This is a genomic window from Paenibacillus thermotolerans (genome assembly GCF_028745515.1).
GTDB classification, from domain to species: Bacteria; Bacillota; Bacilli; order Paenibacillales; family YIM-B00363; genus Paenibacillus_AE; species Paenibacillus_AE thermotolerans.
On record NZ_JAQZSG010000026.1, the window covers coordinates 1 to 11,857 of the forward strand.

Consider the following 11,857-nt stretch of genomic DNA (forward strand, 5'->3'; position numbering starts at 1 on the left):
GTCACTCCGCCCAGAACAAGCGGCCGCGGCAAGCTTGAATTGCTTTGGAAACAGGACGGACTGTTTACTTTGATGGTCAGAAAATGGTTCGGGTATAGGCGGATTGACGATGGTAAGCAATTTTTTGAGGTGAAAGATGCGGAAAAGGCGCTGACCGCTTTCTCGGAATACTGGGCGCGTTATGATGCCGATCATGATGTACGCGCATTGGTAAACCATATCTTCTGTTCGGACGCGATTTGGGAAAAGCCGTTGTCATGTGCGGGGATCGATTATGCCTCATTTACGGATGCAGGAAGAGAATGATTTGTAGAGGTAAAAATAAGTCGAAGGCCAGTAGACAAAGAAAGGACCGTTAGGGTTTCTAGCGGTCCTTTCTCTTTGTGAGCCGCAGCACAAAATTGTTGTTAAGGGTAGGAAAATTCGGGAATGGAAGCGCATACAATTACTACTACCACTTTATCGATAATCGTTAATCGATAATTTGTTACCATCTCAACGGAAGGAAGTGGGAGCAGATGGAAAGCGGCCAATCTTTGCTGCAAACGAATCCAATTAGCGCTCAGGTATATGCTTCGTTGAAGAAAGACATTTTAGAGGGGACGCTGCAACCGGGCGACCGATTGCTTGTATTAGACATCGCAGGGAAGTTCCAAATTAGCCAAGCGCCTGTCAGGGAAGCGTTGGAACGGTTAAAGCATGAAGGTTTAATCGTCAGCAAACCTAATAAAGGGTCTGTCGTGTCCGACATTACCCATAAGGAAATCAGGGACATCTTTGTATTGCGGGAAATTATCGAAGGCTTTGCGGTCCGAGAGTCCGTTCCAACCATGAAGGAGGAAGATTTTCAGTACCTGCACGATGTACTTACACGTCTAGACAAAGCAGTAAAGCAAAACGATATCCTGCAAATCTTGGAAATCGATATGGAATTTCACGGTTTTTTTTACAAACGCTGCGGCAATCAAGCCATCTTGGAGCTTTGGCAGCATATGAAAACGAAAGTGATGCGGTTTATGGCCATATCGAACCGGTACCATTCTACCGAAAAGCTTGTTGAAGGCCATCTTGCATTAATCGAATCGATTCGAACGGGCAGCATTGCTCATGTAGAAAAGTCATTCATCGAACATATGAAGTCGTACAAATGGATTCTGAACTGAAGCATTCCTACGAAAGCGATCGATCCTTATTGAAGGGGATGTTGAAGATGCTCGGCTTAGCGCTACTGTTCAAGGATGACGTCGTTTTGAAACTGATGAGAGATAATTTTCTGCGCGACCTTGTCGCCAACAAAGCGTACTCCCAACAAAATATTAGAGAAACGCTCACCCAATTGAAGTTGAACCCGTATTTTATGTATCCGGCAGCGGCGCTGATTGAGCCGTCTAAGGAACTTAAAAAAAGGGAGCAAGCGGCACTCATTCGAGAGTGTATTGAACAGCAGGCGCCGAAGGGCAGCGTGGTGTTTGTCGATGAGGCGGGAAGGGTTTGCTTATTGTTTTCTTGGATTTCCAAGGAAACGATCGAATCCGTTCGGACAATGCTGAACGTCCGCTTTTCGAACAACTTTAACATCGGCGTCGGAAAACCGTGCAAATGGCTTTCCGACATCCATTCATCGTATGCGGAGGCTTCCGAAGCTCTGCAAAATAAATTTTACAAAGGAGCCGGCCAGACGATTTATTACAGTGAGATCGTTCCGTACGCGCAGCCGGAGGACTACCCTGATCCGAAGGAGCAGGAGCTGTTTGAGCGTGTGAAATCCAACGCGCCTTCATCTGAAATCGACCGAGCGGTTAACGACTTTTATGCATATATATTGCGCAATGGACCTGTTCCCATAAAGAACGTCTACGAGCTGACCATCCGTCTTATGGTAGGAATGGAAAGAAGGGTGTTCGCCGAGGTGGAGCGCGCGAACGGCTGCAAAAATAAATCCTATGAACTGACGGCTGTATTTCATATGGAAACTTTGAAGGAACTGAAGCAATATGTCAGCTGTTACTTGGAGGACTTGGGCCATATTTTGTCAAAAACGGTAAGAGACGGCCATCGGAGCGTCATTATAAAGACGATCCAATATATGGAGCAAGAATACCATAAAGCTACTCTTTACAGCGTTGCACAGAAAGTGTATATGACGCCGACCTATTTGAGTTTACTTTTTAAAGCCAATACCGGAAAGACGTTTATTGAGCAATTGACCGATATTCGCATTGATAAGGCAAAGGAGATGCTTAGAAGCACACATATGAAAAATTATGAGGTCGCAGAAAGGGTGGGCTATCAGGATTCGAGATATTTCAGCCAAATTTTCAAGAAAAAGGTTGGTATTAGTCCAAGCAAGTATCGGGAGTCCGTAGGAAAATAACAAAAAACGGGCAGACCGGCGCAAGCCGGCACCCGTTATTTGTGTTGTTTACAAACGGACGTCGCTTGAGGGTCCTTGATTCGATCGGCTGCGAGCCTCCTCCATTTCCTGGTCCCACTTCAAGTGGCGATACTCTTCAGCCGCCGAATCGGTTTCAAACCACCCTACGAAATCTTCCCACATGGAGAGCGACCAGTTGGAATCAATTTGCGCCGTCGTATAAATGCCTTCCCTTAAGCGGATGAAGCCGAATACGTCCCGCACCTGGGATTTTTCAGCTTGTGTGACCGTTAGTTCAGCCAAATGAGGCGGAATAAAGATTACGCCGGCCGGTGTGCCCAGTACCACATCCCCCGGCAGACAGATGGCTTTGCCGATGCGGGTCGGAACGTTCATGCCCACCATGGTGACGTCCGCAATGGGAGTTGGATCGCTTCCGCGGTAGTATATGTTGATGTTATCGATTTTCACTACCTGCTGATTATCGCGAATTCCGCCCCAGATAACGGCTCCGCCCCGCTTTGTCCGAGTGGAAATGGCGGTGGAGAGGTTTCCGCCGACATAAGTGCCGAGTTGGATTTTGTCAAACATGTCGACTACAACCACATCGTCTTCCCCCAGCGAATCAATCACCCACTGATTAAAGAAGCCGCGTCTGCCCTCTTGTTCATGTCCGTGCTTCAGCAGCGTCTCGTGCAGGTCCGGGCGCTTCGGAACCATGACGGCCGTAACCGCTCGTCCTACCATCACTTGATCCGGATGAACGATTTTGAAGTCGCCTTCAAATTGAGAGTGATAGCCGCGGTTCCAAAGCGGTCCCCATGCTTCCTCCAACGTGATTTTGCGAATGCGGCGCAGCACGTCATCCGGGACCTTCGGCCGCCCGTTGGGAAATCGTTCGCCTTGCCATAGGGGAGTTAACTGAATCACATCTTCGGGATTGTCAAATCTCATGCGCAAACACCTCTTTTTGTTATGATGCAGAACTTAGCTCTATTGTTGAGGAGAATAATGGCTTTGTCGATGTGACGATTTTAAAAAGTTTCCCGGCAATACATAATTTTTTCTACCTTTATAGGGGGGGACGAATCAAATCCTAAAAAATCAAACAAATTCATAAATTAATCACGTTTTGGAAATGTAAGCGGTTTCTATATATTGAAACATATAAGCTTGAAGGGGTGAGGCAAGTGGGGTAAATACGCCAACGATGGAAAGCTCTGGCGGGCTAGGCCGATCGTTTCGAAAAAAGAAAAAATACACCAACGAAACGAATGTAGCCGGTTACATTTTTATATCTCCGTGGTTGATCGGCTTTCTGCTGCTTACGCTCTGGCCGATCGGACAATCGTTATATTTATCGTTCACCGAATACTCGCTTTTGTCCGACCCGGTTTGGATTGGAGGGGAGAATTACAAAAATATTTTTACAAGAGACCGTATTTTCGGAAAATCGCTCGCAGTTACATTTACCTTCGTATTGTTTTCTGTTCCTCTCAAGCTGTTCTTCTCCCTGATGGTTGCCATGTTGCTCAATAAAAACCTAAGAGGCATGAACCTGTATCGTACAGCCATCTACTTTCCTTCTCTGATCGGAGGAAGTATCGCCGTTTCCGTGCTGTGGAGAAACATGTTCAGCCTGGACGGTTACGTCAATCAGGTGCTGGCTTGGTTCGGCATCCAAGGCGCGGGCTGGATCACCAATCCTAATACGGCATTGGGAACGTTGATTCTGTTAAGCACTTGGCAGTTCGGCTCGACCATGGTTATTTTTTTGGCAGGCTTAAAGCAGATTCCTCTGGAGCTGTATGATGCGGCCTCTGTGGATGGGGCGGGGAAGCTCAGAAATTTTATCAATATTACGCTTCCGATGCTCTCGCCGGTTATGTTTTTCAATCTCGTGCTTGGCATTATCGGTTCGTTCCAGATGTTCACATCCGCTTTCATTATTACGAAAGGCGGACCTGTGCAATCGACGTACATGTATGCGCTCTTTCTGTATGAACAGGCGTTCAAACATTACAAGATGGGCTACGCCTCGGCACTGGCTTGGATTTTGTTGATGATCGTCGCTCTTTTGACGCTGCTGAATTTTGCAGTGTCGCGCTACTGGGTGTTTTATGAAAGCGATGGGAGGAATGCAAAATGAATTCAACTCGATCCCATCTGTACAATTTCGGTTATCAAGTCTTTTTAACCTGCTTCTCGCTGCTGATGCTTTATCCGGTAGTTTGGTGGGTGGGAGCGTCTTTAAAGAAGGCCGAGGAAATGCGCCTTCCGACCATTTGGCCGGAGACGCCGATGTGGGAAAATTTTTCGAAAGGCTGGCATTTTTCATCTGAATTTACTTTCGGTCATTTTTTCGCCAATACGCTGATTATGGAGTTCTGGAATCTATTGGGGGGGGTACTGACCAGCGCGATCGTTGCTTACGGTTTTGCGCGGCTTACCTTTAAACTTCGAAACTTGTGGTTTTCGATTCTGCTGTTGACGATGATGCTCCCAGGGCAGGTAACGATCGTCCCTCAGTACATTTTGTACAATCATTTCGGCTTCGTGGACAGCTATATTCCTTTGATACTTCCTCATTTTTTCGGCGGCGGCGCGTTTTTCGTATTTTTGCTGGTTCAATTTATCCGCGGCATTCCGAATGATTTGGATGAGGCGGCGAAAATGGACGGAGCGTCTGTTTACGGGATTTTCTTTAAAGTGATTCTTCCTCTCATTAAACCGGCGTTGGTTACGGTAGGAATTTTCACCTTTATTTGGAGCTGGGACGATTTCTTCGGGCAGGTGCTTTACTTAAGCTCGGTTGAGAAATTCACAGTAGGTTTGGCGCTGCGAATGTTTATCGACCAGTTTGAAGTCCAATGGGGGCAGCTTTTGGCGATGTCGCTGCTGTCGATAGTTCCCTCGGTCCTTATCTTTTTCTTTGCACAAAAGCATTTTGTTGAAGGGATCGCTACAACCGGTTTGAAAGGATAACGATTTCGAAAGGGGTTAGAACGTATGAAAAACGGATGGCGGACTCAAGGTTTGGCGTTATGGCTGGTTGCTTTCCTATTGTTCTTATCGGCATGCAGCAACAGCGGCAGCGGCGGGAAAGAGCCTTCAGGCAAAGCGGAGGAAACGGGAGGAGAAACGGCGGCAACGGTAAAAAAATTGAGCATCATGTGGTGGGGACCGGACGCAAGGCATGAGGCGACGCTGAAGGCGCTAGATCTTTATACCCAACAGCATCCGAATGTCACGTTTACCCCGGAGTATTTGGCGTGGGACGGCTATTGGAGCAAGCTTCCTACGTTGGCCGCTTCCAAGTCAATGACGGACGTGCTGCAGATGGACCAAGCTTATATCAAAGAATATGTGGCCCGGGGCACGCTGGAGGATTTGTCGGATATCGATTTGACCGGGATCGTCGACCCGAAAGTGATTGAAAACCTGAAGATCGACGGCAAGCTATACGGCATTCCGTTGAGTCAGAACGCTACCGGAATAGCATTCAACAAAAAGGCTCTGGAAGACTACGGCATTCCCTTGCCGCACAAGGATTGGACCTACGACGAATATTTCGATTGGGCGAGGGCGGCGAAGCAGAAGCTTCCGGAAGGCAAATACCCGATTGGCGACACGACCACATGGGACTTCTACCAATATTATCAGTATGCATACGGCAAAGGGGAAATTATGGCCGACGGCGGAAAAACGTTCAACCTCGACAAGGACCTGTTTATGAAGTTTTTCAGCACCTATGCCGACTTCAGGAAACAAGGCATCGTCCCTCCGGCTGAAATATCGGCCGCATTCTTGGAGAACGATCCGCAAGCGGATTCGATGGCATCCGGCACCGTTATGACCCGCGGCGCTACGACCGGTTCCGTCAGCGTGCTGGAAACGCTAATGCCGGGCCAAGTGGACGTTGTGAATTTCCCTGTCGGGCCGGAAGGCGGCGGTTGGGCGCAGTCTACCATTTTCTTGTCGGTCAGCGCAACTTCCAAAAATAAGCATGAAGCGAAAGAGTTCATCCGTTGGTTCATTACGGATCCGGAAGCCGGGAAAATTCTCCGCTTAACCCGCGGAATTCCGATCAACCCGGAAATTTATGAACAGCTTGAGCCCAGCCTTGAGCCTAAAGATATCATCGGGAAGAAGATGTATGACGTTGCAGTTGACAAAGCGCTTCCGTTTTTCTCCGCAGCGCCCGGATGGACGGAATGGGTGGATGCATTCAAGGCGGAAATGGACGCGGTCGTCTACGGCCAGCAAACGCTCGAGAAAGCTTATGAAACAATTCATGAGCTGGGCAAGGAAACCGCTGCGAAAGCCGCAGGGAACTAATACGCTCAGTGCATGAATAATCAGGATTTAATAGGAGGGTGAAAACGTTCATGCAATTGGCTGAATATTTTTCGTCCAGGCCGAATCGGCTTTGGCATCTTGCAAAACAAATGGGGATCTCCCACGCGGTCGGCCCAATACCTTATGATGAGAAGGGGCCGCAGAAGCCTTGGGACTATCTTCCTCTTGTGCACTTGAAGCAGCGGTTTGCCGATTTCGGCTTGGAGCTGACTGTCATTGAATCGATGCCTCCGTCCAACCATATTAAGCTCGGCACGCCGGAGCGCGACGCGGAAATCGAAGTGTTCAAGCAGTTTATTCGCAATATGGGCGCCGCCGGCATTCCGGTATTATGCTATAACTTTATGGCTCAGTTTAATTGGCTTCGCACCTCGACCACGACGCCCACCCGAGGCGGAGCGCTTGTTACAAGCTACGATCATTCGATTATGAAAGACGCCCCGCTGACCGAAGCGGGGATCGTAAGCGAAAAAAAGCTGTGGGACAATTTAACATATTTCATGGAGCAAATCGTTCCGGTGGCTGAAGAAGCAAACGTGAAATTGGCGCTTCACCCGGACGATCCTCCAATTTCTCCGATTCGCGGCGTTTCGCGGATACTTCGCAATGCCGACGCGCTCCAGCGGGCGATCGACCTGGTGCCTAGCCCGAACAACGGCATTACGCTCTGCCAAGGGACGCTTGCTACAGCCGGAGATCATATTCCTACGGTGATTCGTCATTTCGCCAAGCAAGATAAGCTGTTTTTCGTTCATTTCCGCGATGTGCGCGGCACGCCGGAAAAGTTTGAAGAAACGTTCCATGACGATGGGAAAACGGATATGCTCGAAGCAATGAAAACCTACTATGAAGTAGGTTATAACGGGCCGGCAAGACCTGACCACGTGCCAACGATGGAAGGGGAGAATAACGAAAATCCCGGTTACGAGTTGCTGGGAAGGCTGTTCGGCGTAGGCTACATGAAAGGGCTGATGGAAGCTGCTGCGGCTGAAAAGAAATGATTGACACAGGAGATGGGGCCGCCCTGCAGGGCGGCCCCTTATTTGAGGCTGGCCGTTCGCATAATTGATCAACTCCACAAACGGTCATTGCCGATATAATGATCCCATTCGTCCGTCTGTTCCCATAGCCCCGGTACTTCCGGATTCAAATGCCGCGCAATGACTTCGTCGTTCAAATCCTCGATGCCTAGCCCCGGAGCGTCCGGAACGGTAATGAATCCGTTCTGCAGCAACGGTTTCGGAAGCTTCGGCGCGATGATGATGTCGTCCCACCACGGCACTTCAACGGAATGATATTCAAGCGTCAGGAAATTTTCCGTCGCTGCCGCGACATGGACGGCAGCCAGACAGGCGATCGGACTTTCCGCCATATGAATAGCCATGGCGACACCGTACTCCTGCGCCATATCGCCTATTTTTTTCGTTTCCAAAATCCCTCCGGTTGTCAGAACGTCCGGGTGGATGACGGAAACGCCGCCGGATTCCAGGAGCGGTTTAAAGCTTTCCTTTAAATAAATGTCCTCGCCGGTACAAATCGGTGTGGAAACCGAATTCGCCAAGCGAACGTACTGCTGCGTATACTGCCAGGGAATCATGTCCTCCATCCAAGCCAGGTTATATTTGTCGATCCGCCGCCCGAGCTTGATGCAATCCTCAACGCCGATATGGCCGAAGTGATCGATGCACAGCGGAACTTCATATCCGATGATCGAGCGTACGTCCGCAACGTACTGCTCAAGCACGTCTAACCCCTTCTCCGTCACGTGGATGCCGGTAAAGGGATGCGCGATATTTTGAAAGTCGTATGCCCGATTGCGCAGACGGCGCAATTGTTCCTTTGACACGCCGCCGTTATTGCGCGCGAGCCAGTAAGCTTTCGACGCCTCCCGCATATCCTCCAAAAAGCCCAGCGGCGCGCTGAGGGTGCCGGGTTCGTCAATCAATTGGCCAATGCCCAAATCCATCTTCAGGAACGTAAATCCTTGCTCCATCCGTTTCTTCAGCGCTTGCCCCATCGCTACGCCTGAATCTTTGCCTGCGACATCGGTATCGCAATACATTCGGATTTTATCGCGGAACTTGCCGCCGAGCATTTGATAGATCGGAATGCCGTAAGCTTTTCCCGCCAAATCCCACAGGGCAACCTCGATTCCGCTGACGCCTCCGCCTTGGCGGGCATGGCCGCCAAATTGCTTTATGCGCCGGAACAATTTATCGATGTTGCACGGATTTTCGCCGAGCAGGCGCGGCTTGAGCATCTGCGCGTATACTTTGTCGGCCCCGTCGCGAACTTCCCCGAAGCCGACCAATCCTTGATTGGTATACACTTTGATCAATGAACAGTTCATCGGCGCGCCGGAAATATCGGCGAACCGGATATCCGTAATGCGCAGCTCCGAAGGCTTTGAATGCGTGTTGACATGCGCCAACGTGTTATCATAGGTTTGTTGTCGATTCATACCATCAAGCTCCTTCGTTTTTTTTACAAAATCTATCTTTTTACAGCAGCATGCTGCCTCCGTCCAGACGAATGGAGGCACCGGTCAAAAATTCGGACTCATCTGAGGCGATATAGCAAACCAAGCTTCCTACATCAGAAGGGAGACCGACACGACCCAGCGGGAATTTTTTTCGAATATCGCGTGAAGGCTCTTTCTTTGCCGCATGTTTTCCCACATCCACCGCGCCCGGTTCAATTGTATTCACGGTAATGCCGTACTTTGCCAATTCGATTGCCGCTTCTCTCCCGAGCATCTTGATTCCGCCTTTCGTCATCGAATAGACGGTGTCGAAATCGGTAGGTCTCTTGCTGTGTACCGAAGCGATATTAATGACTCTGCCGGACCCCAGGACCTTCATATAAGGAACGACGGCCTGGATGCACTGCCAATATCCTTTCAAGTTAATGTTCATCATTCGATCATATGTGTCTTCGTTATGTTCATAGAGATTGTAATTTAATTGAAGCGCCGCGTTATTCACGAGGATGTCGATGCGTCCAAAATGATCGACAACCTGCTTGACCATCCGCTCGATTTCATCTCTCACGGCTACGTCAGCTTTGACAATGAAAGATTCTCCGCCGATTTGAGCAATTTTCTGCTGCGTATCCGCCGCGCCTGCGCCGCTGGCGTTATACACGATCGCCACTTTCGCCCCTCGCCTCGCAAGTGCAACCGCTGTGCCTTTGCCGATCCCGGTTCCGGCACCCGTCACAATGGCCGCTTTACCGATTAAACTCATGGGATGCCTCCTTTCGGTTCATCATGAGCGGTGCGTTTCATCTTGTGGTCCATATAATGCATAAGGAACCCGCCGTCCAAGCGGATATCCGCACCGTTGATGTAGCGGGCTTCGTCCGTGGACAAAAAAAGCACGAGATTGGCCAAGTCCTCCATGTCGCCCAGGCTTGCATTAGGAACTTTATTTTGGTAAGCATCATACAAGGTCGAAATGTCGCTCCGGAACCGCTCGTTGTCGCCTGCAACCGGTCCCATTTCAATCGAATTCACGTTAACGCCGTCTCGCCCCAGCACAATGGCCGCCTCCCGGCAAAGCATTTTTACCGCTCCTCTCGAGACGCTATATGCAAAAGAGGAGCCCGTCGGTTTTTCAGCATGTATGGAGCTTACATAAATGACCTTTCCGGATTGTCTGGAAGACATTTGTTTACCGATGGATTTCGTACAAATGAAGGCCGATTTTGCGTTGGCATTCAACAACTCCACGAACAGCGATTCTTCACATGATTCAACGCTAGAGCGCTTTACAAGATTGTTGTTATGAACGAGAATATCGACCGCTCCCAGATGACGTTCCGTTTCCTCTAGCATGGCGTCTACTTCCGCACTTCTGCATAAATCGATGGTAACGACAATAACCTTCGATCCGGTGTTTGCAAGCGCCGTTACCTCGGATCGGAGCTGGACTCCGCCTGAGACGCTGTTCAAAATAAAATGTGCTCCTTCTTGCGCAAGGCGGGTTGCGATCGCTTTACCGGATGGGCTGTCGGCGTCCGTAATAAAGACGACTCTATCTTGTAATCTCAGAGACATTTCCCCCTTACTCTGATCATTGCGGAAACAACTTTGTCGTTACCATATTACGGTTCAAACGTTGAAGGTTCGATGCCGTAAATTTACGTTTTTGTTTGTTTTTTTGGGCATTTTCCGATTGCCGGGCAAGTTCCGATTTGTTCTGCGTGCAGTACAATGACACCGATTTCCTGAAAAAGGGATTTGGCTGTGTTTATCGAATTTTGAAAGTAACTATTTTCTTCCGGCCTAATAGATCCCGACTGCATACTAAGGAAATTATAGGAAGAAAAATACGGTTGGAAAACGATGTCACGATTGGCAAAAGGGTGCATTCCACATGACAATTGAGCGAACAACGAACCATTCTCTTATCTTGTCCAAGCTGTATAGGCCGCAAGCCTTGGAACCCACAGTGCCCCGCCCCCATCTGATCGATCGGTTGAACAAAGGACTGTCTCGTAGAGCCGTGCTGCTGACGGCTCCGGCCGGATACGGCAAGTCGACGCTGATCGGTCATTGGGCCGCGCAGCTAAGCGTTCCGGTGGGGTGGTTGTCGCTGGATGAGAAGGATAACGACCTGATCCGATTCTGGAGCTATGCGGTTGCGGCCGTTGAGCAAGCGGCGGGCAGCATATCGGAGCCGGTTCGCGCCGCAGCTTCGACACTAAGTCCGGGGCAGTACGAACCGTTCCTTGTCGCCCTGCTTAATGAGGCAAGCAAGCTGCAAGGGAAGATTGTCCTCGTCCTGGACGATTGGCATGTGATTCGCGAGGATGACATTATTGCATCGGTATCCTTCTTCCTCGAATATTTGCCGCCCACCGTGCATTTGTGTTTCGCAAGTCGAAACGCCGTCACTTTTCCGAAAGCGAGATGTTTAGCAGGGACTGGGTGTACGAGATCGGCGTCGAGCAGATGCGCTTCGATCTGCGGGAAACGGTCGATTTCTTTAGGTATTGCGCGAAGAAGGAAATATCGAGAGAACTGGTTGAGCTTTATATGAACCAAACCGAAGGCTGGGTAACGGGGCTGAAGCTGATTTCCTTTGCGCTGAACGAAGAGAAGCGGGGGGCTGGGGCCGGGCG

12 protein-coding genes are annotated in these 11,857 nt (G+C 49.6%); 8 read left to right on the top strand and 4 right to left on the bottom strand.

All coding sequences use genetic code 11. From position 1 onward, the window contains the following. The 3 genes from PT964_RS19075 to PT964_RS19085 form a co-directional block, all read left to right on the top strand. Nucleotides 1-306, top strand: a 306-nt coding sequence (locus PT964_RS19075; protein ID WP_274364943.1) for a hypothetical protein, incomplete at its 5' end; no start/stop codon positions are given. A 212-nt stretch (nt 307-518) separates the two neighbouring features. Continuing rightward, nucleotides 519-1,163 (top strand): GntR family transcriptional regulator, encoded by a 645-nt coding sequence (locus PT964_RS19080; RefSeq protein WP_274364944.1) that lies wholly within the window; start codon nt 519-521, stop codon nt 1,161-1,163. Nucleotides 1,164-1,210: 47 nt separating this feature from the next. Continuing rightward, a complete protein-coding gene (locus PT964_RS19085) occupies nt 1,211-2,374 on the top strand; it encodes a helix-turn-helix domain-containing protein (protein WP_274364945.1) in 1,164 nt (387 codons plus the stop codon). Nucleotides 2,375-2,422: 48 nt separating this feature from the next. On the opposite strand, the gene PT964_RS19090 is transcribed toward PT964_RS19085, so the two are convergent. Next, nucleotides 2,423-3,328: an RraA family protein gene (locus tag PT964_RS19090; protein ID WP_274364946.1), complete on the bottom strand. Its 906-nt coding sequence runs from the start codon at nt 3,326-3,328 to the stop codon at nt 2,423-2,425. Nucleotides 3,329-3,584: 256 nt separating this feature from the next. Here PT964_RS19090 and PT964_RS19095 point away from each other — a divergent pair, with 256 nt between their 5' ends. The 4 genes from PT964_RS19095 to PT964_RS19110 are packed head-to-tail and all read left to right on the top strand — an operon-like array spanning nt 3,585 to nt 7,734. Further along, the gene (locus tag PT964_RS19095; protein ID WP_274364947.1) at nt 3,585-4,523 is read left to right on the top strand and encodes a carbohydrate ABC transporter permease; all 939 of its coding nucleotides are present in this window, start codon (nt 3,585-3,587) and stop codon (nt 4,521-4,523) included. Then, nucleotides 4,520-5,359: a carbohydrate ABC transporter permease gene (locus PT964_RS19100; protein ID WP_274364948.1), complete on the top strand. Its 840-nt coding sequence runs from the start codon at nt 4,520-4,522 to the stop codon at nt 5,357-5,359. Before PT964_RS19095 ends, PT964_RS19100 begins: the two co-directional genes overlap by 4 nt. Before the next feature lie 24 nt (nt 5,360-5,383). Then, complete coding sequence (locus tag PT964_RS19105) at nt 5,384-6,712, top strand: ABC transporter substrate-binding protein (RefSeq protein ID WP_274364949.1); 1,329 nt, start codon at nt 5,384-5,386, stop codon at nt 6,710-6,712. A gap of 50 nt (nt 6,713-6,762) precedes the next feature. After that, nucleotides 6,763-7,734 carry a mannonate dehydratase gene (locus PT964_RS19110; protein ID WP_274364950.1) on the top strand — a complete coding sequence of 324 codons (972 nt, stop codon included), beginning with the start codon at nt 6,763-6,765 and terminating at the stop codon, nt 7,732-7,734. A gap of 68 nt (nt 7,735-7,802) precedes the next feature. Here the strand turns inward: PT964_RS19110 and PT964_RS19115 are convergent, their stop codons facing one another. Genes PT964_RS19115 through PT964_RS19125 form a run of 3 tightly spaced genes read right to left on the bottom strand, consistent with a single transcriptional unit; the run spans nt 7,803 to nt 10,790 of the window. Next, nucleotides 7,803-9,194: a mandelate racemase/muconate lactonizing enzyme family protein gene (locus PT964_RS19115; RefSeq protein WP_274364951.1), complete on the bottom strand. Its 1,392-nt coding sequence runs from the start codon at nt 9,192-9,194 to the stop codon at nt 7,803-7,805. A gap of 40 nt (nt 9,195-9,234) precedes the next feature. Further along, entirely contained in the window at nt 9,235-9,978 is a 744-nt protein-coding gene (locus PT964_RS19120) for an SDR family NAD(P)-dependent oxidoreductase (RefSeq protein ID WP_274364952.1), read from the bottom strand. After that, nucleotides 9,975-10,790, bottom strand: coding sequence for an SDR family NAD(P)-dependent oxidoreductase (locus PT964_RS19125; RefSeq protein ID WP_274364953.1), 816 nt, complete (start codon nt 10,788-10,790; stop codon nt 9,975-9,977). Before PT964_RS19125 ends, PT964_RS19120 begins: the two co-directional genes overlap by 4 nt. A gap of 319 nt (nt 10,791-11,109) precedes the next feature. On the opposite strand from PT964_RS19125, the gene PT964_RS19130 reads away from it, so the two are divergent. After that, nucleotides 11,110-11,775 carry an AAA family ATPase gene (locus tag PT964_RS19130; RefSeq protein ID WP_274364954.1) on the top strand — a complete coding sequence of 222 codons (666 nt, stop codon included), beginning with the start codon at nt 11,110-11,112 and terminating at the stop codon, nt 11,773-11,775. Nucleotides 11,776-11,857: the final 82 nt, after the last annotated feature.

Excerpts from the sequence above, each read along its gene's own strand:
- PT964_RS19080 (WP_274364944.1), top strand. The coding sequence starts at position 519 with ATGGAAAGCGGCCAATCTTTGCTGCAAACGAATCCAATTAGCGCTCAG.
- PT964_RS19085 (WP_274364945.1), top strand. The coding sequence starts at position 1,211 with ATGCTCGGCTTAGCGCTACTGTTCAAGGATGACGTCGTTTTGAAACTG.
- PT964_RS19090 (WP_274364946.1), bottom strand. The coding sequence starts at position 3,328 with ATGAGATTTGACAATCCCGAAGATGTGATTCAGTTAACTCCCCTATGG.
- PT964_RS19095 (WP_274364947.1), top strand. The coding sequence starts at position 3,585 with ATGGAAAGCTCTGGCGGGCTAGGCCGATCGTTTCGAAAAAAGAAAAAA.
- PT964_RS19100 (WP_274364948.1), top strand. The coding sequence starts at position 4,520 with ATGAATTCAACTCGATCCCATCTGTACAATTTCGGTTATCAAGTCTTT.
- PT964_RS19105 (WP_274364949.1), top strand. The coding sequence starts at position 5,384 with ATGAAAAACGGATGGCGGACTCAAGGTTTGGCGTTATGGCTGGTTGCT.
- PT964_RS19110 (WP_274364950.1), top strand. The coding sequence starts at position 6,763 with ATGCAATTGGCTGAATATTTTTCGTCCAGGCCGAATCGGCTTTGGCAT.
- PT964_RS19115 (WP_274364951.1), bottom strand. The coding sequence starts at position 9,194 with ATGAATCGACAACAAACCTATGATAACACGTTGGCGCATGTCAACACG.
- PT964_RS19120 (WP_274364952.1), bottom strand. The coding sequence starts at position 9,978 with ATGAGTTTAATCGGTAAAGCGGCCATTGTGACGGGTGCCGGAACCGGG.
- PT964_RS19125 (WP_274364953.1), bottom strand. The coding sequence starts at position 10,790 with ATGTCTCTGAGATTACAAGATAGAGTCGTCTTTATTACGGACGCCGAC.
- PT964_RS19130 (WP_274364954.1), top strand. The coding sequence starts at position 11,110 with ATGACAATTGAGCGAACAACGAACCATTCTCTTATCTTGTCCAAGCTG.